Raw genomic sequence first — 22979 nt, forward strand, 5'->3', positions numbered from 1 at the left:
CTGCAATGTATTTGGCGGTTTTGAGGGCCCCTTCGCGGGCAAGCTCCCGGTCGCCCGACTTCTCAAGGAAAACCCGCAATGTTCAAGTACTTGCCCATCGCCCTGGCGCTTTTCGCCACCCTGGCCCAGGCCGATGCCACCCTCGACAAGATCCAGGCCCGGCACAAGATCAGTGTCGGCGTGATCCTCAGCGGTCCGCCGTTCGGCACCATTGACCCGGCCACCGGCGCCCACCAGGGCTACAACGTCGAGCTGGCCAAGGGCCTGGCCCAGCGCCTCGGTGTGGAACTGGAGAGCGTCTCGGTGCTGGCGCCCAACCGCGTGCAGTTCCTGCAGCAGGGCAAGGTCGATGCGCTGATCGCCAATATGCAGTTCACCGAAGAGCGTGCCGAGATCCTTGACTACGTGCCCACGCCCTACGAAGAAGTCGGCGGTGCCGCGCTGATCCGCAAGGGCGCCGGCATCACCCGCTGGGAGGACCTCAAGGGCAAGCCGGTCTGCGTTTCCCAGGGCAGCAACTTCACCAAGCCACTGCAGGAAATCTACGGTGCGCAGATCAAGGCCTTCCGCAGCCAGTCCGAGTCCCTGCTGTCCCTGCGCGGTAATGGTTGCGTGGCCGCGGTCCATGTCAGCCCGACCATGCACAGCCTGCTCGACGAGGCCGAATGGGCCGGTTACGAGATTCCCTTGCCCGGCGACCTGATCCCGTCCCGTTCGGTGATCTGGGTACGCAAGGGCGAAAAGGATGTGCAGGCCCGTCTCGATGCGATTGTCCGTGACTGGCACCGCAGCGGCTGGCTGATCGAACTGGGCCGGCGCACGGGCATGCCGCCGTCCCAGGCACTGCTGCAGTTGCATGAGCAGTTCAAGAATGCAGCTCCACTGGCGCAGCTTCCATGAGTGGGTTGTTCGCGCAGTTGCAACAACTGCTGGGCGCCGCCCATGTCCAGGACTCCACTGCCGGGAGCGCGGTCCTCAGTGACAAGCACCGGGTCTACCATGGGCAGGTTGTTGCCGTGGTGCACCCGGCCAGTACCGAGGAAGTTGCTGCCGTGGTGCGGATCTGCGGCCATTACGGCGCGCCGCTGGTGGTGCAGGGCGGCAATACCGGCCTGATGGGCGCTGCCACCCCGGACGCTAGCGGCACCAGCGTGCTGGTGCTGCTCGACCGCATGAACCGCATCCGGCAGATCGATACCGACAACGACACCGTCACTGTCGAGGCCGGGTGCATCCTGCAGAACCTGCGGGACGCAGCCCGTGGTGCCGGGCGCCTGTTTCCCCTGAGCCTGGGGGCGCAGGGCAGTTGCACCCTGGGCGGCAACCTGGGGACCAATGCCGGCGGCAGCGGCGTGTTGCGCTATGGCAACACCCGCGAGCTGACCCTGGGCCTGGAGGTGGTGACCGCCGACGGCGATATCTGGAATGGCCTGCGCGGTTTACGCAAGGACAATACCGGCTATGACCTGCGCGACCTGTTTATCGGCAGTGAAGGCACCCTGGGCATTATCACTGCCGCTACCTTGAAACTCTTTCCACTGCCCAAGGCCCAGAGTACTGCCTTGCTGGCGTTCGATTCCCTGGAACAGGCGGTGACCTTCCTGTCCCACGCCCGTGCCGGTTTCGGTGCCGACCTGACCGCCTTCGAGCTGATGTCCGCCGCCTGCCTGGCGTTGTTGCGCCAACAGTTTCCCGATGATCCGCAACCGTTCGCCCAGGCAACCCAAGCCTGGTTCGCGCTGTTGGAACTGTCCGACAACCATAGCGCCGAACATGCCCGGGAGTCCTTCGAACGGGTGCTGGGAGAGGCCTTTGAGCTGAACCTGGTGGCCGACGCGCTGATTGCCGAAAGCCTGGCCCAGAGTGCCACGCTGTGGCAACTACGGGAAAACATGAGCGAAGCCCAGGCCCGTGAAGGGCGCAATATGAAGCACGATATCTCGCTGCCGATCTCGCGGATCGCCGACTTTGTCCGCGAGACCGACGCCTTGCTGCAGGAGCATTTTCCCGGCGTGCGCAACCTGACCTTCGGCCACCTGGGCGACGGCAACCTGCACTACAACGTCGCCGCGCCCCTCGGCCAGTCGGTCGAAGCGCATATGGCCCACTATGCGGCGCTCAGCGCCCTGGTGCATCGCAACACCCACGCCCACGGCGGTTCCATCAGCGCCGAACACGGCATCGGCCAACGCAAGCGCGCGTTACTGGCCGAGGTCAAGAGCCCGCTGGAGCTGGACCTGATGCGGCGAATCAAACAGGCCCTCGATCCCCGCGGGTTGCTCAATCCAGGCAAGGTACTGCCATGACTGTTCGACTGTCCAAACGGGTACAGAAGGTTTCATTGTCGGCCAACGCGGCGGCCAAGTCCCGGGCCACGGCGTTGCGCGACGGTGGCCGCGACGTGCTTGACCTGACCACCGGCGAGCCGGATTTCGACACCCCGGCGCATATCAAGGAAGCGGCCTGTGCGGCCATTGCCGCCGGCGCGACCAAATACACCGCGACACCGGGCGTAGCGGCGTTGCGCGAGGCGGTACGGCGCAAACTCCAGCGGGAGAATCGCCTCGACTATGCCTTGCCACAGATCGTCATCGCCAATGGCGCGAAACAGATCATCTTCAATGCCTTTGCCGCGACCCTCGATGAGGGCGACGAAGTGCTGGTGCCGGTGCCGTACTGGCCGTCTTTCCCGGACAGTGTGCGGATCAATGGCGGCGAGCCGGTGTTTATCCAGTCGACCCTGGAGCAGGGCTGCAAGCTGACCCCGGCGCAACTGAACGGCCAGATCGGCGAGCGTACCCGCTGGCTGATCCTCAACAGTCCGGGCAACCCCAGCGGAGCGGTGTACAGCGCCGATGAGCTGCGGGCGCTGGCCGAGGTGTTGCGCCGCCATCCCCAGGTGCTGGTGTTGCTTGATGAGTTGTACGAGCACATCCGCTTCGACGGCCAGGCGCCGCTGAATCTGCTCAATATCGCGCCGGATTTGCAGGAGCGCTGCCTGCTGGTGGGCGGTGTGTCCAAGACCTACGCCATGACCGGCTGGCGCATCGGCTTCGGCGCCGGTCCCCAGGCGCTGACCGGCGCCATGAGCGTGGTCCAGTCGCAATCGGCCTCCGGTGCTTCGTCGGTGAGTCAGGCGGCGGCTTTGGCGGCCTATGAAGGTGGATTGGATTTTCTCAAACCGCAAGTGGCGGCCTATCGGGAGCGCCGTGACCTGCTGGTGGCCGCCTTGAGCGAAGTCGACGGGTTCGAGGTGCTGCAACCCGAGGGTGGCTTTTTCGTCTTCGTCCGTTGTGCCGGTCTGATCGGTCGCCTGCGCCCGGACGGCAAGGTCATCGGCAGCGACAACGAGCTGGTGGATTATCTGCTGGAGGAGGGGGTCGCCGGAGTGGCGGGCAGTGCCTATGGCCTGTCGCCGTGGTTCCGTCTGTCGATTGCCACGGCCACCGACAGCGTCCGTGCGGCCGGCCGCCGGATCGCCGCTGCCTGCGCGCGCCTGGGCGAGGGGCCGGCGTGATGGAAAGCCTTGTGCAATGGGCCGCCCACCTGGGGCTCAACTACCGCTTCCTGCTGGATGCCTACCAGCGCGGCAGCCTGATCGACGGGGCCTGGACCACGCTGCTGCTGTGCCTGCTGAGCATCATCGGCAGCCTGCTGGCGGGGATCGCCCTGGCGGCGATGCTGACCAGCGAACGCAAGGCGCTCTCACGCCCGGCGCGGGTGTTCGTCGAGGTCACGCGCAATACGCCGACCCTGGTCCAGCTCTACTGCGCCTTCCTGGTGCTGAACATGCTGCTGACCCAGGCGGTGGGCGCGGCCAACCCGCTGACGCCGTTTGCCTGGGTGGTGATCGTGATTTCCCTGCACAAGGGCGCCTTTCATGCCGAGGCCCTGCGCGCCGGGATCGAGGCGGTTCCGGCGGTGACCCTGGAAGCGGCCAGTTCCCTGGCCTTCAGCCGCCGCCAGTTGCTGTGGAACGTGCAACTGCCGCTGGCCCTGCGCTTCGCCCTGCCATCGCTGGTGAACAACCTGATCGACCTGGTGAAGATGACCGCCGTGGCCTCGGCCATTGCCGTCGGTGATATCACCTACGCCTCGATCATGATCTGGACCCAGAGCGACAATGTGCTCGAATTGATGATCCTGATGCTGAGCTTTTTTGGGGTTTTGAGTTTCATCGTCAACTGTGTGGGCCGGGCGTTGGAAGCGCGGTTGAGGATGCCCGGCTATGGTCATTGAAGCCTTGTGGCAATGGTCGCCGGCACTGGCGGTGGGCTTTGCGCAGAACATCCTGATCAGCCTGCTGGCGATTGCCATCGGCTCGTTGCTGGGCTTGCTGGTCGGGGCGCTGGGGGTGTCGCCGCTGCGGATCCTGCGCCTGCCGGCACGGTTGTGGGTGCAGCTGTTTCGCAACGCGCCCTGGCTGGTGCTGATCTACTTCAGCACCTACGTGTTCCCGTTCGAGATCCATGTCGGCAGCTACTACCTGCCGTTTCCCGACTGGCTGAAAGTCACCGTCGGCCTGGCATTGCCGGCCAGCGCCAACGTCGCGGAGATTTTTCGCGGAGCCATCGGCTCGATCCCCGGTACCCAATGGGAGGCCGCGCGCTCCCTGGCCTTCAGTCGTGGCCAGTTGTTTCGCGAGATCATCCTGCCGCAGTGCTTCAAACGCATGCTGCCACCTTGGATGAACCTCTACGCGGTGATCACCATGGGCACGGCGCTGGCGTCGCTGGTGGGCGTGCATGACCTGATCGACACCGCGCAGATCGCCAGCAACACCGTCAACCGCAGTGCTTTCACCGTGCTGATCTATTTCAGCGTGCTGGCCTTGTTCTTTGTCTACTGCTATCCGATTTCCCGTCTGACCCAACGCCTGGAGCGCCGCTATGCCTTCTACTGAACCCCTCGTCAGCCTGCGCGACCTGCACTTGTCGTTCGCTGCCAACGCGGTGCTCAAGGGCATTGACCTCGATGTGCAGCGCGGCCAGGCGGTGTCCATCATCGGGCCCTCGGGCTCGGGCAAATCGACGATCCTGCGCTGCATCACCGGGCTGCTCAAACCCCAGCGCGGCACGATTCGCGTCGGTGCCACCGAGGTACACCGACTGCAGCGCGAGGCTGAGCTGATCGAGTTGCGCAAGCGGGTCGGTTTCGTCTTCCAGCAATACAACCTGTTCCCGCACCTGTCGGTGCTGGACAACCTGCTGATCGCCCCGTGCAAGGTGCTCGGGCGCAGCCACGTGGATGCCGAGCAGGAGGCCCGGCAGTTGCTCGCCAAGGTGCGGATGGAGCACAAGGCCGATGCATTTCCCGGGCAACTGTCCGGCGGTCAGCAACAGCGGGTGGCGATTGCCCGTGCGCTGGCGATGCGTCCGGAACTGATCCTGTTCGATGAAGTGACCTCGGCCCTCGACCCGGAAACCGTCGGCGAAGTGCTGACGGTGATTCGCGAGCTGACCGAAGAGGGCATGACCTGCGTGCTGGTGACCCATGAAATGCGCTTTGCCGAGGAAATCAGCGACCTGGTGTATTTCACCGAAAACGGCCTGATCGTCGAATCCGGCAGCGCCCACCAGGTGTTCCAGCAGCCGCAAAACGAACGCACCCGCGAATTCCTCCGGCATGCCCTGGGCGATGTCGGCCGTCGCCACCTGCACCCCGACCCGTATCTGCTGAGCAATATCAGCCGCTACAGCCTGTCCGTCTGACCCTGATCCACCTGATAAGGAGCCTGTCCATGAGCACCACCGAACGCGCCAACGTGATCGAATCTTTCCTGCTGAAGATCCGCGCCATCCACCAGCGCGGCGTCGACCGCGCCGCTTTGCAAGAGATTGTCGCTCTGTTGGAAGCCCTCGCCGAGCGCCGTGACCTGTTCAATTTCGAAGCTTTTCCGGCACCGCTGGCGGGTGAGGGCAATACCGCCTTCCGCTATCGCCTGAACGATGATGGCGAAACCCCGACCCTGTATCTCAACTCGCTGCTGCCGGGCAAGAACACCATCGCCCACAACCATGAAACCTGGGCGGTGATCAGCGCCGTCGAAGGCCAGGAGCTGAACCGCGTCTATGCCCGCGCTGACGACGGCAGCGACCCGCGGCGTGCCGAGCTCAAGCTTGAGCGTGAAGTGGTGGTGCAGCCCGGCACCTCCATCGCGTTCCTGGGGGAAGACCTGCACAGCATCCGCGTCGATGGCGAGCAGGCGACCCTGCATTTCCATCTATACGGGCGCCCGCTGGAATCGCTCAACGGCCGCTATGGCGTGCAGGACGACGGCAGCATCCTCAACTACAACGCTTCGCAGATGGCGCCTTCGATCAAGGCCTACGCCGCATGATCGACCTCCACTACTGGCCGACGGCCAATGGCTTGAAAGTCGGGATCCTGATCGAGGAACTGGGTTTGGAGTATCGCCTGCTGCCGGTGAACATTCGCCAGGGCCGGCAGCGTGAGGCGGCGTTCCAGCAGATCAGCGCCAACGGCCGGATTCCGGCGATTGTCGACCACCAGCCGGTCGATAATGGCGAGCCGCTGAGCCTGTTCGAGTCCGGCGCGATTCTCAACTACCTGGCCGACAAGAGCGGGCAGTTCCTGCCGCCGGTCGGCAGTCGCGAGCGGCGGCGGGTACAGGAGTGGCTATTCTGGCAGGTGGGGCATATCACACCGTACCTGAGCCAGTGGCAACTGTTCCGGGAAAAGGCCCCGGAGCCGATTCCCTTTGCCCTCGACCTGCTGCAAGGCGAAGCCACCCGGCTCTATGAAGTACTGGAGCGACGCCTGGCCCTGCAGGACTTTGTCGCGGGTCAATACAGTATTGCCGACATGGCGATCTTCCCCTGGATCCAGCCCGCCCGGCAGGGCTTCGACCTCGGCGACTACCCGGCGATCAACGGCTGGCGCGAACGCATCAAGGCACGTCCGGCGGTGCAGCGCGCCTACGCCAGGGGCCGTGAACTGGCCGCGGACGAGCGCTCGCTGGTGCTGGAATGACCTCTTCACTGGAAAGCGGGGTTTCTGTGAGCAAAACCATTACACCGGCACAGTTGCAGCAGTGGCTGTTCGACGGGCGGGAAATTGCCCTGTTCGATGTGCGCGAGCATGGCCAGTACGGCGAGGCGCATCTGTTTCACGGGGTGCACTTGCCCTATAGCCGCCTGGAATTGGAAGTCCGCCGCTTGGCCCCCGAACCGCGGGTGCGGCTGGTGATCTACGACCAGGATGGCGGCGAACTGGCCGCTCGTGCCGCGCAACGCTTGCAAGCATTGGGTTATGAGCAGGTGCATAGCCTGCAGGGCGGCGCCGACGGTTGGCAGGCCGCGGGCCTGCAGTTGTTCGCCGGGGTGCATGTGCCGTCCAAGGCCTTTGGCGAGTTGGTCGAAGAAGCCTGCCATACTCCACATATCAGCGCGACCGAACTGGCCGACTGGCAGGCCCGGGGCAAACCCCTGGTGTTGCTGGACGGTCGACCGTTCGATGAATACCGCAAGATGACCATTCCGGGCTCGGTCTGCTGTCCGAACGGCGAGCTGGGTTATCGCCTGCACGATCTGGTGGCGGATCCATCGACGCCGATCGTGATCAACTGCGCCGGACGCACCCGCAGCATCATCGGGGCCCAGACGCTGATCAACCTCGGGGTGAGGAACCCGGTCTATGCTCTGGAAAACGGTACCCAGGGTTGGTTCCTGGCGGACTTGCAGCTGGAGCATGGCAGTACCCGGCGCTATAGCGATGCGGCGCCGCCGGCCGGAATCGAGCAGCAGCGCGAGGCTGCCCGCGTGCTGGCCCGGCGTGCCGAGGTGCCGACGGTCACGGCGGCGCAGGTCACGGCCTGGGCGCAAGCGGGCGAGGGCAGTCTGTTTCTCTGCGATGTGCGCAGCGCCGAAGAGTTTGGCCTCGGCAGCCTGCCGAGCGCGCAACATACGCCAGGCGGCCAGTTGATCCAGGCCACCGACCTGTATATCGGTGTGCGCCAGGCGCGGCTGGTGCTGTTCGACGACGATGGCGTGCGTGCCCCGGTCGTTGCCAGCTGGCTGCGCCAGTTGGGGCACGATGCCCGGGTACTGGAAGACGGACTGTACAGCGGTTTGCGCTTGCCGGTGACGGCAGCCTTGGCGTTGCCCGAGTTGCCCGTGCTTGAGGCGCGGGATTTGTCCCGCGAGCTGGCGGACGGCGCGGTGGTGCTGATCGATCTGCGTCCGAGCATGGCCTTCCGCAAAGCCCATCTGGCCGGTTCGCGCTGGTCGATCCGCTCGTTGCTGGCCGCTGAAGTGGCCAATGAAGAACGACCTCTGGTTTTACTGGCGGACGATATCGCCGTGGCGCAGCTGGCGGCCCTGGAGTTGCCCGAGGCCCAGCGCGCGAGGCTGCGGTTTTTCCGCGCGGACCTGTCGGTTTGGACCGCGGCCGGGCTGACGCTGAGCAATGACTCGTCGGCGTTGCCGGACGAGCGTTGCATCGACTTCCTGTTTTTCACCCACGACCGCCATTCCGGCAACAAGGCCGCGGCCCGCCAGTACCTGGCCTGGGAAACCGGCCTGCTGGGGCAGATGACGTCGGCGGAGATCGCCAGCCTGAAACCACTGGCGCCCGCCGAGGCGCCAGAGGATGTGCGGACCCGGCTGGTTCATGCCGCGCGTACCGTCAAGGGCAGTGGCCCGCGTCCGGTGAACGTACCGGTCACCCGCTTGAGCACGGTGCTGTTCGACAGCCTGGCGGATATGCGTGACGCCCGTCGTCGCCGCGACAGCGAACGGGTCCTGAGCTATGGCGCCCGGGGCAATCCGACGGCCTTTGCCCTCGAAGACCTGGTGACGGAACTGGAAGGCGGCCATCGCACGCGGCTGTTCGGTACCGGGCTGGCGGCGGTGGCGCAGACCTTCCTGGCCTATCTGCGTCCGGGCGATCATGTGCTGATTACCGATGGTGTCTACTTCCCGGTGCGGCGCCTGGCCAAGGAGTTCCTCGCGCCCTTTGGCATCGAGGTCGGCTATTTCCCGGCGGACGGGCGGGATATTGAATCGCGTTTGCAGGCCAATACCCGGATGGTCTACTGCGAGTCGCCGAGCTCCTTGCTCTACGAGCTGAACGACCTGCCGGCGATTGCCGCCCTGTGCAAGCCGCGGGGTATCCTGCTGGCGGTCGATAACACTTGGGGGTCGGGCTACCAGTACCGGCCGTTGGTCCTGGGGGCGGATATCTCGATCATGGCCCTGACCAAGTACCTGTGCGGTCACAGCGATGTGGTGATGGGCAGTGTCTGTAGCACCGAGGCCGCCTGGCCGGCTTTGGCGCGGATGAGCGACAGCTTTGGCAACACGGTGAGCCCGGACGATGCCTATCTGGTGCTGCGCGGTGCGCGGACCCTGGCGGCGCGGCTGGAGGTGCATCAGCGTCAGGGGCTGGAAGTCGCCCGTTGGTTGCAGGCACAGCCACAAGTGCGGCGGGTGTTTCATCCGGCCTTGTCCAGTCATCCGGACCACGCGTTGTGGGTGCGGGATTTCACTGGCAGCAACGGGCTGTTGTCGTTCGAGTTCGCCGAGGCCGATCCAGGGCAGCTGGAGCGCTTTATCGGGGCGTTGCAGTTGTTCGGGCTGGGGGCTTCGTGGGGCGGTTATGAAAGCCTGGTGACGGTGGCGGATGTGAGCGACCGGCAGTTTGCCGGGCCGACGTTGCACCCGGTGATCCGGCTGCATATCGGTCTGGAGGCAGTGGCTTCGTTGATCGAAGATTTGCAGCGTGGCTTTGCCGCCCTGGTGTAACCTGCCGACCACGGCTTCAGCCGTGGTTCTGCTCCGTCAGGCGCTGCACCGCCAAGCGCCGGTAATGCGAAGGGGTCATGCCCTTGAGTTGCTGGAAGCGGCGATTGAAGTTGGAGATATTGTTGAAGCCTGACTCGAAACAGACATCGGTCACCGGCTTGTCACCGTCCGCGAGCAGTTCGCAGGACTTGCTGATGCGCAGGCGATTGACGAACTCGACGAAACAACGGCCGGTGGCCTGCTTGAAAACCCGGGAAAAGTAGGTGGGCTTCATGCCCAGGTATTCGGCCACTTCTTCCAGTGGCAGCTCCCGGGCATAGTGGGCAAAGATGTAGTCGACCGCCCGGTTGGTACGGTCGATATTGTGCTCGTCGGCCAGTTGTGGTGTGGTAACGCCAGAGAGCAGTTGGTAGTCGTCACAGTTGCCCAGCAGTTCCAGCAGGATCAGGAAGTGACCGAGCCGGGTGACCCCCCGGGAGTCGGCGATACGCTGCATCAGGATCGTGGCCTGGCGCACGGTATGCTGGCAACGGAACTCGATGCCGTACTGGGCGCGTTCCAGCAGCGGTGTCAGGGTCTTCAGCTCGGCGAACACCAGATGACCGCTTTCGAACAGTTCGTCGGTGAAGTTCACCAGCATGTCGCGCTTGGGCACCACTTCGTCCTCGGCCACCTGGCTGATCCAGTTGTGGGGTAGGTTGGGGCCGGTCAGGAACAGGGTCTGCGGGTAGAAGTTGCCGATATAGTCGCCAATGAATACCTTGCCGGAACTGGCGACGATCAGGTGCAGCTCGTATTCCTTGTGGAAATGCCAACGGACCAGGGGGCAGGGAAAACCATGCTGGCGATAGATGATCGACAGGCCGTTGTGGTCGTCCATCAACTCGTAGGAAGGGTCGGTGACGCGGGCTGCTCGGGTCATGCCTGGCTACTTTTGTCGTTTTTTGTTGTGGTCGCTTGTCGATAATGCCCTCATCCTCGCCATCGCGCCAGTTGCAGAGTCTCCAAGACGGACCCGTGCCAGGCGCCAGACACCTGGAGCGCCAGCCATGAAAACCCTCCTGCTGATCGGCATGGGCCCCGGCCATCCGGAGCAGATCACCGTGCAGGCGATCAACGCGCTCAACCGCGCCTCGGTGCTGTTCCTGCTGGACAAGGGCGAGGCCAAGGACGATCTGCTGAATCTGCGCAAGGCCATCTGCGAGCGTTATATTCAACAGCCCGGTTGCCGCCAGGTGCAGGTCAGCGATCCGGTGCGCGAGGACTCGGCGGCGTCCTACGAGGCGGGGGTCGAACACTGGCACCGGCAACGGGCCGCCCTGTTCGCGCGGCTGATCAACGAAGAGCTGGCTGAGGACGAGTGCGGTGCGTTCCTGGTCTGGGGCGATCCGGGGCTCTATGACAGTACCCTGAGGATTCTTGAGCGGGTCCGTGCGCTTGGCGGTCCGGCGTTCGCCGTCGAAGTGATCCCGGGCATCAGCAGTATCCAGGTGCTGGCCGCGCAGCATCGGATTCCCTTGAATCGCATCGGCGAGCCGTTGCTGATTACCACGGGGCGCCGCCTGCGGGCGAGCGACCTGGACAATGTGGTGGTCATGCTCGATGCCCGCTGCGCGTTCGGCCAGTTTGCCGACCAGGACCTGGAGATCTATTGGGGCGCTTACCTGGGCACCGAAGACGAGTTGCTGGTGGCCGGCAAGTTGCACGAGGTCGGCGAGCGGATTCGCCGTGTGCGCGAAGCGGCGCGCAAGCGCAAGGGCTGGATCATGGACTGTTACCTGTTACGCAGGCCACTGAAGTCCTGATTGTGGTGTGGGGGCGGACTTTGAGTGTTTTCACTCGATTTGAGGAGACAGGGACTACAGAGAGGTTTCTCCCTGTCAGTTAAGGTTCGTCGGTTTACACACCTGAATCGACGAGGACAACATGAACGCCAGGCCGCCCGGGTGGGTGAATCATCGTCGCTGCTTGCAGGTCTGGCTGACCCTGCTCGGCTGGAGCCTGTCGCTGACGGTCGAAGGGACTGCGCTGGTCTACCTGCCTCATGGTTCAGGCGCCTTTGCCATCGATCCGGCGACCCTGGCCGTGTCCCTGCATCACAACGACGAACCTCGGCACCAGTCCCTGCTCAGCGCCCCGGCGTTCCACGAGGATGCGCAGGTCATCGAGCGCACGGGCAACCGCTGGTGGGTCCGGCAGGAAGACCAGGACTTCAGGGTTGAAGCGCGGCTCGACCGCGAGGCCCTGGTGGTGACGGTGCATGCCGGGCAACCGGGGCGTCTGGACTGGCCCAGGCCCATCGAGGACGGGGCGATCGAAGCCCATGTGATTCCGTTCGGCGAAGGCGCTTATATCCCCAGTGACGATTCGAAATGGCTGGACTGGCTGCTGCGGCGTTATCCGTCGGCGCGGCTCAACGGCGTGTTGTCGATGCCGTTCTGGACCGAGCTGCGCAAGGACTATTCGCTGACCTGGATCGTCGAGACACCGTTCAACACCAGCTTTGGCATCAAGGAGCAGAACGGTCGCCCCTTGCCGACCCTCAGCCATGCCTTCAATCGCCTGGCCCCCGACGCACCTTACCGGGTGCGCCTCGTCGTCGGCCCGCGGGAGCCGTTGATCGGTGCCCGGCTGTACCGGCAATGGCTGCGCGAGCACGATCAGTTCGTCTCGTTGCGCGAGAAAATCGGCGCCCAACCGCAGGTCGCCCACCTGGGCGGCGCGCCGCATATCTATCTGTGGGATGCCGGCCCGCTGAAAGCGGGCGATGTCCTGCACTGGCCGGAGTTCCTGCGGTTTTTTGCTCGCCACCGGGATGATAGCGACCACCTGGCGTCCAGGCTCTGGGGGGCCTTCGAACTCAAGGCCCGCGAGGCTTTCCTGTTGGCGCTGGGCGAAGCCGATGGGGCCTTTGGGCAGGTTCCCCTGTTTGCCCGGACCCAGGTGATCCGCGCGATCAATTCCGGCTTGCCCGCCGTGATCGTGCGCGAGGCCCGGGCGCCATTGCCCGGCAATCATGATCCGCAGGGTGAGGTGGCCTGGGCGCAAGCGGTGCGGCGGCAGCTGCGCGAAGCCTTTGGCGATCTGCTGGCACCGGCCGAGCGCTGGGGCGGTGGTTTGTCCCTCGACACCGTCAGCGCCTTGCAAGACGCCGGCCTGGCGCGAGCCTGGCTGGGTGCCGATGACTGGCGCGACGCGTTCTGGCACCCCGAGGCGGTGGACGCCGCCAAGGCCGCCGGCTACCTGGTATCGGTCTATGACAGCTATGGCAGTGCGCATCCGTCGAATCTGCAAGCCAGCTGGGCGACCGCGAAGATGGGCGATGAGCTGGCCGCTGCTGGCTACACCGACGAGCGGGGCAAGAAAGTCCAGGGCTTCAATGGCCGTGGGGTCTACGTCAATCCGCGCAGCGTCGAACCCTATGCCCGAAGGCGGATCAGTGCCGTGGCGCGGGCGGGGCGGTTGAACAGCTATTTTCTCGATGTCGATGCCGCCGGCCCCGAGTTCAGTGATTACACGCCGGGGCGGGAAACCAGCCAGGCGCAGGATGCCGAGGCGCGTCGCCGCCGTCTGGCCTATCCGGTCCAGGCCCTGGACCTGGTCACGGGCAGCGAGGGCGGGCAGTCCTTCTATGCGCCGCTCATCGCTTTCAGCCATGGCATCGCCACCCAGCCGTTTGCCTGGATGGACGCGGATATGCGCAAGAACAAGCGCTCGCGTTATTACCTGGGCGGTTACTGGCCGCCGGAAACTCCCAACCTGTATTTCAAGGCCGTCCCGCTCAAGCCGGAGGTGGCGCGCTTCGCGACCTCGGCCGAATTTCGCCTGCCGTTGTACCAGATAGCGCTGCATGACAGCCTGGTCAGTAGCCACCACTGGGAATACGCTTCGCTGAAGTTCTCCAGTGAGCGTGAAGTCACGGCCCTGTTGCAATTGCTGTACATGGTGCCGCCGCTGTATCACCTCAACGATCAGGTGATTGCCCGCGACCTGCCGCTGATCAGTGCCTATGACAAGGTGTTCCGGCCCCTGCACGAGCGTCTGTTCAGCCAGGCCATGGATGACTTCCAGATCCTCTCCGCGGACCGCATGCTGCAACGCTCGACCTTTGCCGACGGCACCCTGATCACCGTCAACTTCTCCGTCAGGCCCAGCCGCACGCCGGAAGGCCGGCAACTGCCACCGTTGTCGGCGCATGTCGTGGTGGCCGGCGAGCCGGCGCAACTGATCGAGATCCGCCAGGTCCTCGGCGCCTCCTGAGACTCAGGCGACGCGGTTTTTCGCCTCGATCCACTGGGACATGTACTGGGTGCTCTTGTGGTGATGGTGACGCAGCATCGCCCCGGTGAAATTGTCCCGGCGCTGAGCCGCGAGGTCGTCGCGGCAGGCCTGGATCCGGGCAATCAGCGCGGGGCCGTGGACTTGCCGCGCATAACGGGCGGCAAGCAGCGCCAGGCCGTTGGCCTGGGCCTGGCACCACAGCGTGCGGTCCTGGTAGAGGCACACGGCCGATTGGGCCAGGGCGCTGGCGCTGGTTTCGATGGCCCCGGCCCAGGGCAGCTCACCGTGCATGGCTTCGGCACCAATGGGCGTAGTGACATTTGGCGTGCCGCAGAGCATGGCATCGACGAGCTTGCCCTTGATCCCGGCGCCGAAACGTAGCGGCGCCAGGCAAATGCGCGCCGCCGCCATGACTTCCAAGGCATCCTCGGCCCAGTTCATGACATGAAACCCCTGGGCGGGATTGTGCAGTGCGCTGGCCTTGGGCGGGGTATAGGCGCCATAGATATGCAACTGGGCCTTGGGCAGTTGCTGGCGGATCAGCGGCCAGAGCGTGGTCTTCATCCAGAGCACGGCATCCCAGTTCGGCGCGTGGCGGAAGTTGCCGATGCTGAGAAAATGCGCGCGCGCGTCGAAATCGCGGCAGGCCGCCACGGGTGGCTCGATCATCAACGGGCACCAGTGCAGTAGCGCCGCCGGGACCTTGAACTGTTCGACCAGCAATTGCGACTCGACATCGGAAATCATCAGGCTCAGGTCCGAACGGTAAATCGCGGCGATTTCCCGTTGGGCCTGATCGGTTGCGCTCATCTGTTCGAAGACCTGCCGCTGGTCGGGGGCGAACAGACCGCTGAAGTCATTCAGGTCCTGATCGTCTCTCAGGCGGGCCTTGAGCTGGTGCTGGCGGGCATCGCGCAAGCTTTGCAGGTCCGAGGTCTCCAGCACCCGCAGGGCCTCTGGGCAGTGTTTTTCCACGCGCCAGCCGAACTGCTCCTCCATCATGAACCGGTCGAACAGCACCACATCCGGTTGCAGTCCGGCGACAAAGCTGTCGAAACTGCTGCTGTTGAGCTCGATGCGACATTCCTCGATGCCCAGGCTCGCCAGGTCGGCCTTGTGTTCGCCGACGGCGGCGGGGCTGGCGAAGGTGATGCGCCAGCCGACGTCGAGAAAGCTCTGGAGGATCTGCATCATGTGGCCGCCGGCTGCCGACGAGCGCGGTTCCGGCCAGACATAACCGATAACCAGGACCTGAGTGATGGCGGTGGCGTTCATGGGCACGATTCCTTGAAACGGGCAGGGCGGGAAAAAGGCGCGCAATTAAACCACAGCGGCGCCCGTGATTGACCTGCCCCGACGCACTGCGTAGCCTTGCAGCTTCGAGGTTCTTCGGCGTCCGGCCGAAGCTAAGAAGGGAACGCGGTATGCCGCGGCTGCCCCCGCAACTGTAAACGGTTCGATAGCCCTGCACTGCCACTGCCCCTCGGGCGGGAAGGCGCAAGGCCAGGCCCGCCGCGTGCTCCCGAGAAGGCGCCGCGACGGCCCGACCGTAAGCCAGGAGACCTGCCTCGTGACCGTTTCTCACTACAACCGGGCGGGGTGATCCGGTGGCGAACGCATCCGCGCCCCAGGGCCGTGGTTCTCGTCCCGCATGCCCGCCACTTTGCCAAAGGGCATCCGATGAAAACACTGGCCAAGCTTCCCGTCACCATCGTCACCGGCTTTCTCGGCTCGGGCAAGACCACCCTGTTGCGGCATATGCTGGACAACGCCCAGGGGCGCCGTATCGCGGTGATCGTCAACGAGTTCGGCGAACTGGGCATCGACGGCGAGATCCTCAAGCAGTGCTCGATCGGCTGCACTGAAGAAGAGGCCAATGGCCGCGTCTATGAACTGGCCAACGGCTGCCTCTGCTGCACGGTCCAGGAAGAATTCTTCCCGGTGATGCGCGAGCTGGTGGCGCGCCGTGGCGACCTTGATCATATCCTTATCGAAACCTCCGGCCTGGCGCTGCCCAAGCCCCTGGTGCAAGCCTTCCAGTGGCCGGAAATCCGCGGTGCCTGTACCGTCGACGCAGTGATCACCGTGGTCGACAGCCCGGCCGTGGCCGCCGGCACTTTCGCGGCGTTCCCGGATCAAGTGGATGCCCAGCGCAAGCTCGACCCGAACCTGGATCATGAATCGCCGCTGCACGAGCTGTTCGCCGACCAGTTGTCGAGCGCCGACCTGGTGATTCTCAACAAGGCCGACCTGATCAGCCCCGAAGACCTGGCCCGGGTGCGCCTGGAAGTGGCCGAAGAGCTGCCGCCGGCGGTGAAGGTCATCGAAGCCAGCAGTGGTCGCCTGCCGCTGGACGTGCTGCTGGGCCTGGGCGCTGGTTCCGAGGAGCACATCGACGCTCGCCACAGCCACCACGATCACCACCATGACGGCGATGATCATGACGATCACGATCATGATGCTTTCGACTCGATCTCCCTCGAACTGCCGCAAGCCGATGAAAGCCTGCTGCTGGACGCCCTGACGCAACTGGTGGTCAAGCATGGCATCCTGCGGGTCAAGGGCTTCGCCGCGGTCCCGAACAAGCCGATGCGCCTGCTGCTCCAGGGCGTGGGCACGCGTTTTGACAAGCACTTCGATCGCGCCTGGACGGCGGACGAACCGCGTGTCACCCGCCTGGTGCTGATCGGCCAGGAACTGGACGCCGCACTGCTCGAAGCGACCCTGCGCGCCGCGCTGGCCGCCTGACCCATGCATCTGCTCAGGACCCAGCCCGGCGGTTTCGTCTCGGATGACAATATCGCCGACCTGGGACAAACCCCCGCCGAGCTGGTGATCCTTTGCAGCGGCGACTCCAGTCTCGCGCTGCTGGCCGAGGCGGCCGGGCAACTGCCCGAGGATTACCCGAGCCTGCGCCTGGCCAACCCCATGCAGGTACAGAACCACGCCTCGGTCGACCTCTATGTCGACCAGGTGCTGCAACATGCCCGGGTCATCTTGCTGTCGCTGCACGGCGGGATCGCTTATTGGCGTTACGGTATCGAACGGCTGGTGCAGCTGGCGGAGCGTGGGGTCACCCTGGTCCTGGTGCCGGGAGACGATCGTCCGGACCCGGAACTGAGCGATTTGAGCAATGTGCCCGCGGCGGAGGCTGAGCGACTCTGGCATTTCCTGCGCCAGGGTGGATTGGGCAATGCCCTGGACCTGTACCGTTACCTCGCCAGTCGCTGGTTGGGGCGCGACTATGCCTGGGCCGAGCCGAAGCCGTTGCCGCGCACGGCGATCTATCATCCCCGCCACGGCAGTGCCGGGCTGGCTGACTGGCGCGCCGACTGGCAGGTCGGTCAGCCGGTCGCGGCCTTGTTGTTCTATCGCTCGCATTTGCAGGCGGCCAATACCGCCTTCGTCGATGTGTTCTGCCAACGCTTGCTGGCGGCCGGGCTCAACCCTTTGCCGATTGCCGTGGCCAGTCTCAAGGAGCCCGGTTGCCTGAGCGTGGTCGAGGAGCTGTTGGACGAGGTGGCGGCCGCGATCATCCTCAACACCACCGGATTTGCCCAGTCCAGTCCCGAGGCGCCGCATCTGCGGCCGTTTCGCCGCGATATCGCGGTGATCCAGGCCATCTGTGCCCAGGACAACGAGCCCGCCTGGCAGGCCAGCGAACAGGGGCTCGGGCCCCGCGACCTGGCGATGCATATCGCCTTGCCGGAACTGGACGGACGGATCATCAGCCGGCCTATCAGCTTCAAGGACCTGGCCTGGCGCAGCGAGCGCAGCCAGAGCGATGTGGTCTGCTACCGGGCCCAGCCCGAGCGCATGGATTTCGTCGCCGAACTGGCCCGCTGCTGGGTTGATCTGGCACGGCTGCCCAACGCTGAAAAGCGCGTGGCCCTGATTCTCGCCAACTACCCGACCCGCGACGGTCGGATCGGCAATGGCGTGGGCCTGGATACGCCGGCGGCGGCGCTGAATATCCTGCGCGCGCTCAAGGACCAGGGGTATCCGCTGAGCGAGGAGCTACCCGAAAGCGGCACGGCGCTGATCCAGGCCTTGCTCGGTGGTGTCAGCAATGATCTCGACAATCTGGACCTGCGTCCTTGTCACCAGAGCATGGCGTTGGCCGACTACCAGGCGATGTTCGAGCGCCTGCCCGAGAGCAATCGCCAGGCGGTATCGGCTCGCTGGGGCCGGCCGGAGCAGGACCCGATGTTCCGTGGCGGGCGGATGATGGTCGCCGGCCTGCGTTTCGGCCTGACCTTCGTCGGCATCCAGCCGGCGCGGGGTTATCAGGTCGATGCCAGCGCGGTCTACCATGACCCGGACCTGGTCCCGCCCCATGGCTACCTGGCGTTCTATTTCTGGCTGCGGCACAGCTATGGCGGTCATGCGCTGATCCATGTCGGCAAGCACGGCAACCTGGAGTGGCTGCCGGGCAAGGGCGTCGGACTGTCGCGGCAGTGCTGGCCGGACGCGTTGCTGGGCCCGCTGCCGAACATCTATCCGTTTATCGTCAACGACCCGGGCGAGGGCGCCCAGGCCAAGCGGCGGACCCAGGCGGTGATCATCGATCACCTGATGCCGCCGCTGACCCGGGCCGAGACCTATGGCCCGCTGCGCGACCTGGAGTTGCTGGCCGACGAATATTACGAAGCGCAATTGCTCGACCCGCGGCGTGCCCGCGAATTGCAGCGCGACATTCTCAGGCTGGTGCGCGAGACGCGGATCGATCGTGAACTGCAACTGGACGCAAGCCTGGACAGCGATGCCGACGCGGCGACCTGGCTGCCACGCCTGGACACCTACCTCTGCGATTTGAAAGAGTCGCAGATCCGCGACGGCTTGCATGTGTTTGGCGAGTCGCCGTCCGGGCGCCTGCGCATCGATACGCTGCTGGCGTTGCTGCGGATTCCCCGGGGTGACGGGCGTGGCGCCCAGTCCAGCCTGTTGCGGGCCCTGGCCAAGGCCTTTGAACTGGGCTTCGATCCGCTGGACTGTACCCTGGCTGAACCCTGGGGCGGGCCTCGACCTGAGTCGTTGCAAACCGTCAGTACTGAAGCCTGGCGCACCGCCGGCGACAGCCGCGAGCGCCTGGAACTGTACGCCGGGCAACTGATCGAGCGCGCGCTGCAAGGTCCGATCGACTGGCCGGAGACGGCGTTGTGGAGCGACGCGCGGCTGATCATCGACGGGCTGCTGACGGTGGTCGCACCGCGCCTGGACGCTTGCGGACCGGCGGAAATGAGCGGCCTGCTAGACGCCCTGGCGGGACGTTTTGTGCCCGCCGGCCCCAGCGGTGCACCGAGTCGCGGGCGCCTGGATGTGTTGCCCACCGGGCGCAACTTCTTTTCCGTGGATGTGCGCAACCTGCCGACCACCACGGCCTGGCGCATCGGTTTTCAGTCGGCCAACCTGATTCTCGAACGGCATTTGCAGGACCATGGCGATCATTTGCGCCAGCTCGGTCTGTCGGTCTGGGGCACGGCGACCATGCGCACCGGTGGCGACGATATCGCCCAGGCCATGGCGTTGATGGGCGTGCGGCCGGTGTGGGCCACCGGCAGCCAGCGAGTCGACGATTTCGAGATCCTGCCCTTGAGCCTGCTGGACCGTCCACGGGTCGACGTGACCTTGCGCGTCTCCGGATTTTTCCGCGATGCCTTCGCCAACCTGATCCGCTTGTTCGACGCCGCCGTGCAGGCCGTGGCCGCGCTGGACGAGCCGGCGGACCTGAACCCACTGGCGGCCAGGGTCCGCGCGGAACGCGAACAGTTGCAGGCCGAAGGCCTGGATGAGGAGCAGGCGGCCCGTCAGGCCGGCTGGCGCATTTTCGGCGCCAAGCCAGGGGCCTATGGCGCCGGGGTACAGAACGCCATCGACGGGCGTTTGTGGCAGAGCCGCGAGGATCTTGCCGAGGTCTACCTTAACTGGGGCGGTTACGCCTATGGCGGCCAGGATCAGGGCACGGCGGCGCGCGGGCAGTTTGCGCAACGGCTGGGCCAGGTCCAGGCGGTTCTGCAAAACCAGGACAACCGCGAGCACGACCTGCTCGACTCCAATGACTACTACCAGTTCCAGGGCGGCATGCTGGCGGCGGTGGAAACCCTGCGCGGCGAACCGGCCGCCAGCTATCACGGCGATCACAGCCAGCCGGACCTGCCGAAGATCCGCACGCTCAAGGACGAGTTGAACCGGGTGATCCGCTCGCGGGCGGCGAACCCGAAGTGGATCGACGGGGTCAAGCGCCATGGTTACAAAGGCGCATTCGAACTGGCGGCGACCGTCGACAATCTGTTCGCGTTCGACGCCACCACCGGCCTGATCGACGATCACCAGTACGCCTTGTTGGCCGATGCCTACCTGCTGGACCCGGACACCCGCGACTTTGTCCGCGAGCACAATCCGGCGGCATTGCGCGACATGACCGAGCGGCTGCTGGAGGCCCAGCAGCGCGGCTTGTGGAGCGAGCCCGGCGACTACCGCGAGGCGCTGGAAAACCTGCTGCTGGATATAGAAGAAGATTCCTGAGGTGTGCAAGTCATGAGCGATACCCCGCATTTCCCGCTGGCGGCCGTGGTCGGCGCCGAAGACCTGAAGCTGGCGCTGTGTCTGACGGCGATTGATCCGAAGATCGGCGGCGTGCTGATCGAGGGCCCGCGAGGCATGGCCAAGTCGACTCTGGCCCGTGGCCTGGCCGACCTGCTGGCCAGTGGGTTGTTCGTGACCTTGCCGCTGGGGGCGACGGAAGAGCGGCTGGTGGGCACCCTCGACCTGGACGCGGCCCTCGGCGAAGGTCGGGCGCAGTTTTCCCCCGGTGTGCTGGCGAAGGCCGACGGCGGGGTGCTCTATGTCGACGAGGTCAACCTGCTGGCCGACCACCTGGTCGACCTGCTGCTGGACGTCGCCGCCAGCGGCGTCAATCGGGTCGAGCGCGATGGCATTTCCCACCGGCACTCGGCGCGATTTGTGCTGATCGGCACCATGAATCCGGAGGAGGGCGAGTTGCGTCCGCAGTTGCTCGATCGTTTCGGCCTGAACGTGGCCCTCAGCGGGCAACCGCAGCCGAGCGAGCGAGGGCAGATTATCCGTCGCCGCCTGGACTTCGACAGCGACCCGCAAGGTTTTTGCGAGCAGTGGGCGCCGGCCCAGGAGGCCTTGCGCGAGCGCTGCCGCCAGGCTCGGGCACGCCTGCCGGAGATTGCCCTGGATGACCAGGCCCTGGAGGCGATTACCCAGCGCTGCTTTGCGGCGGCTGTCGACGGCATGCGCGCCGACCTGGTCTGGTTACGTGCCGCCCGGGCCCATGCGGCCTGGCGCGGTGCCGGGCAGATCGCTGCCGAGGATATCGAGGCGGTGGCCGAGTTCGCCCTGCGGCATCGTCGTCGCGAGCTGAGGCCGCCGACCTCGGCACCGGCTTCGAATCCGGGGGCGGCGCCCCAACCGGCGAGTGATCCGGGCCAGAGCCCGGGCCAGGGCCAATGGGGTGAGCTACCGGCCCAGGCCTTGCCGGTCGGGGCGCGCCGGGAAATTCCGAGCTGGCCAAAAAAGTCCTAGGCATCCGCCCCCGACCGAAGCCGGGGGCGGATGCCAGGCCTCGCTCAGGTCACTTGTCCGCAGGGCGTCAAGGCATCAGTCGGGCCGGCGAGAGTGGTGCGATCAGTTGGCTGGAGACTTTGCTGGGCGGGCGCCCGCGTTCGCGCAAGGACCTGCGTTTTCGCCCGCGCAGCCGTTCGCCTCATGAATTGTGGCTGGTGATTGTCGATGCGTCGGCGTCGACCCGCCGGCACCAGGCGTTGAGTGAGGCCAAGGGCCTGCTCGCTCAGTTGTTTGACGATGCTTACCGGCAACGGGCGCGTCTGGCGCTGATGACCGCCAGCGGTGATCGGCCCAGGTGGCAGCTCCAGGGGTTGAAGGCCGCGAATGACTTGCGCGGTTGGCTGGAAGGTTTGGGCGCCGGGGGGGGCACGCCGTTGCGGGCGGCGCTGGCGGAAGCGGCGGATTGGTTGGCCAAACGGCAGAAGCGTTTTGCGGCTGAACAGCAACGGGTGCTGGTGTTGACGGATGGACGCTTGAAAGCCTGGTCGCAATTGCCTGTCTTCAACTGCCAGGCGTTGCTGGTGGACCTGGAGAAAGGCCCGATTCGCCTGGGGCGTGCTGTCCAGTTGGCGGCGGAGTTGGGTGCGCAGTATCGGCATATCGAAGAGCTTTCGACACTCTGACAAGCACTGCGAGATGGCGCAGGAGAACGCAGTCAACTGTAGGAACAGAGCTTGCTCGCGAACCGCTGCAAGCGGCCATTCAGCATAAAGCGAAGGCGCCTATGAAGCCGCCTTCGCGAGCAAGCTCTGCTCCTACAAGGTTCAGCGCTGCTATCAGGCCGACAATGTCCACGGCTGCAGGTCGTAGCCTTTCTGGCTCAACTCCGCGCGGGCCTGTTGCAGCAGGCTGACCAACTGCTCGGAGTCGGAGTAGGCGCTGCACGGAATCTGCCGGCGACCGATGCTGTTGTTGGTCCGGTCGATCACCGTCAGGCTCAGCTCACCCTTGTCTTGCGCAACCCAGGCAACACACTGGAAGGGTTTAAGGGCCTGGCCGGCCATCAGCAGTGCTTCGTTCATACGGAGCGGGGCGTTCATGGGGTTTTCTCTCAAGTATGCCCAAACAGTTCGTTGGACCGTCGGCTTGGGCTCACCGTATCGGTCGGTTACTTGTACTGATGTCCCATCACTGGCATCAGGTCACACAAGTCATAAAGTTTTTTTCACTTTTTTTCATATACTCAGTGCAAGCCTGGATTCGACAAGGCCAACTCCGATGAGTTCGCAGCAAGAGCGCAAAGGCTCTGCTACGGGGCTTCTGGATATAACGCTGGTTTATCGCCGGTTTTATAACCAAACGGTACAAGTTAGCGTCAAATTCTTGCTAGTGTTACAAGCA

General features: G+C 64.9%; 18 protein-coding genes and 1 riboswitch. Of the genes, 15 read left to right on the plus strand and 3 right to left on the minus strand.

Annotated elements, in window-relative coordinates:
• Positions 1-78 precede the first annotated feature (78 nt).
• Genes M5B96_RS19715 through metC form a run of 9 tightly spaced genes read left to right on the plus strand, consistent with a single transcriptional unit; the run spans position 79 to position 9764 of the window.
• On the plus strand, positions 79-900 hold the full coding sequence (locus tag M5B96_RS19715; protein ID WP_248798460.1) for a transporter substrate-binding domain-containing protein: 822 nt from the start codon (positions 79-81) through the stop codon (positions 898-900).
• Positions 897-2306: an FAD-binding oxidoreductase gene (locus M5B96_RS19720; RefSeq protein ID WP_248798461.1), complete on the plus strand. Its 1410-nt coding sequence runs from the start codon at positions 897-899 to the stop codon at positions 2304-2306. The genes M5B96_RS19715 and M5B96_RS19720 overlap by 4 nt, the downstream gene beginning before the upstream one ends.
• A complete protein-coding gene (locus M5B96_RS19725) occupies positions 2303-3517 on the plus strand; it encodes an aminotransferase class I/II-fold pyridoxal phosphate-dependent enzyme (protein ID WP_248798466.1) in 1215 nt (404 codons plus the stop codon). The genes M5B96_RS19720 and M5B96_RS19725 overlap by 4 nt, the downstream gene beginning before the upstream one ends.
• A complete protein-coding gene (locus tag M5B96_RS19730; RefSeq protein ID WP_248798467.1) occupies positions 3517-4239 on the plus strand; it encodes an amino acid ABC transporter permease in 723 nt (240 codons plus the stop codon). The genes M5B96_RS19725 and M5B96_RS19730 overlap by 1 nt, the downstream gene beginning before the upstream one ends.
• A complete protein-coding gene (locus M5B96_RS19735) occupies positions 4229-4903 on the plus strand; it encodes an amino acid ABC transporter permease (RefSeq protein ID WP_248798468.1) in 675 nt (224 codons plus the stop codon). The genes M5B96_RS19730 and M5B96_RS19735 overlap by 11 nt, the downstream gene beginning before the upstream one ends.
• On the plus strand, positions 4890-5711 hold the full coding sequence (locus M5B96_RS19740) for an amino acid ABC transporter ATP-binding protein (protein ID WP_248798469.1): 822 nt from the start codon (positions 4890-4892) through the stop codon (positions 5709-5711). The genes M5B96_RS19735 and M5B96_RS19740 overlap by 14 nt, the downstream gene beginning before the upstream one ends.
• Before the next feature lie 29 nt (positions 5712-5740).
• Positions 5741-6340, plus strand: coding sequence for a cysteine dioxygenase family protein (locus M5B96_RS19745; RefSeq protein ID WP_248798471.1), 600 nt, complete (start codon positions 5741-5743; stop codon positions 6338-6340).
• On the plus strand, positions 6337-6993 hold the full coding sequence (locus tag M5B96_RS19750; protein ID WP_248798473.1) for a glutathione binding-like protein: 657 nt from the start codon (positions 6337-6339) through the stop codon (positions 6991-6993). The genes M5B96_RS19745 and M5B96_RS19750 overlap by 4 nt, the downstream gene beginning before the upstream one ends.
• 26 nt (positions 6994-7019) lie before the next feature.
• Positions 7020-9764, plus strand: coding sequence for a cystathionine beta-lyase (gene metC, locus M5B96_RS19755; RefSeq protein ID WP_248798732.1), 2745 nt, complete (start codon positions 7020-7022; stop codon positions 9762-9764).
• A 16-nt stretch (positions 9765-9780) separates the two neighbouring features.
• On the opposite strand, the gene M5B96_RS19760 is transcribed toward metC, so the two are convergent.
• Positions 9781-10686 (minus strand): AraC family transcriptional regulator, encoded by a 906-nt coding sequence (locus M5B96_RS19760; RefSeq protein ID WP_248798475.1) that lies wholly within the window; start codon positions 10684-10686, stop codon positions 9781-9783.
• 127 nt (positions 10687-10813) lie between these two features.
• Between M5B96_RS19760 and cobF the strand changes: the two genes are divergently transcribed.
• Together cobF and M5B96_RS19770 are read left to right on the plus strand one after the other, a co-directional pair.
• On the plus strand, positions 10814-11569 hold the full coding sequence (cobF, locus tag M5B96_RS19765; protein WP_248798477.1) for a precorrin-6A synthase (deacetylating): 756 nt from the start codon (positions 10814-10816) through the stop codon (positions 11567-11569).
• 121 nt (positions 11570-11690) lie between these two features.
• Positions 11691-14024, plus strand: a complete 2334-nt coding sequence (locus tag M5B96_RS19770) for a glycoside hydrolase (RefSeq protein WP_248798479.1) — start codon at positions 11691-11693, stop codon at positions 14022-14024.
• Positions 14025-14027: 3 nt separating this feature from the next.
• Here the strand turns inward: M5B96_RS19770 and M5B96_RS19775 are convergent, their stop codons facing one another.
• A complete protein-coding gene (locus M5B96_RS19775; protein ID WP_248798481.1) occupies positions 14028-15320 on the minus strand; it encodes a glycosyltransferase in 1293 nt (430 codons plus the stop codon).
• 90 nt (positions 15321-15410) lie between these two features.
• Positions 15411-15631, plus strand: a riboswitch (cobalamin riboswitch).
• A gap of 94 nt (positions 15632-15725) precedes the next feature.
• Between M5B96_RS19775 and cobW the strand changes: the two genes are divergently transcribed.
• The 4 genes from cobW to M5B96_RS19795 are packed head-to-tail and all read left to right on the plus strand — an operon-like array spanning position 15726 to position 22261.
• Positions 15726-16793 carry a cobalamin biosynthesis protein CobW gene (gene cobW / locus M5B96_RS19780; protein ID WP_318654853.1) on the plus strand — a complete coding sequence of 356 codons (1068 nt, stop codon included), beginning with the start codon at positions 15726-15728 and terminating at the stop codon, positions 16791-16793.
• Between the two features lie 3 nt (positions 16794-16796).
• Positions 16797-20570, plus strand: coding sequence for a cobaltochelatase subunit CobN (gene cobN / locus M5B96_RS19785; RefSeq protein ID WP_248798485.1), 3774 nt, complete (start codon positions 16797-16799; stop codon positions 20568-20570).
• 12 nt (positions 20571-20582) lie between these two features.
• Positions 20583-21596 (plus strand): ATP-binding protein, encoded by a 1014-nt coding sequence (locus tag M5B96_RS19790; RefSeq protein ID WP_248798486.1) that lies wholly within the window; start codon positions 20583-20585, stop codon positions 21594-21596.
• A 53-nt stretch (positions 21597-21649) separates the two neighbouring features.
• Positions 21650-22261: a vWA domain-containing protein gene (locus M5B96_RS19795; RefSeq protein ID WP_248798488.1), complete on the plus strand. Its 612-nt coding sequence runs from the start codon at positions 21650-21652 to the stop codon at positions 22259-22261.
• 153 nt (positions 22262-22414) lie between these two features.
• Here M5B96_RS19795 and M5B96_RS19800 read toward each other — a convergent pair whose 3' ends face one another.
• Positions 22415-22678, minus strand: coding sequence for a hypothetical protein (locus M5B96_RS19800; protein WP_248798489.1), 264 nt, complete (start codon positions 22676-22678; stop codon positions 22415-22417).
• Positions 22679-22979: the final 301 nt, after the last annotated feature.

This window comes from Pseudomonas sp. MWU13-2105 (assembly GCF_023242315.1).
Classification (GTDB): domain Bacteria; phylum Pseudomonadota; class Gammaproteobacteria; order Pseudomonadales; family Pseudomonadaceae; genus Aquipseudomonas.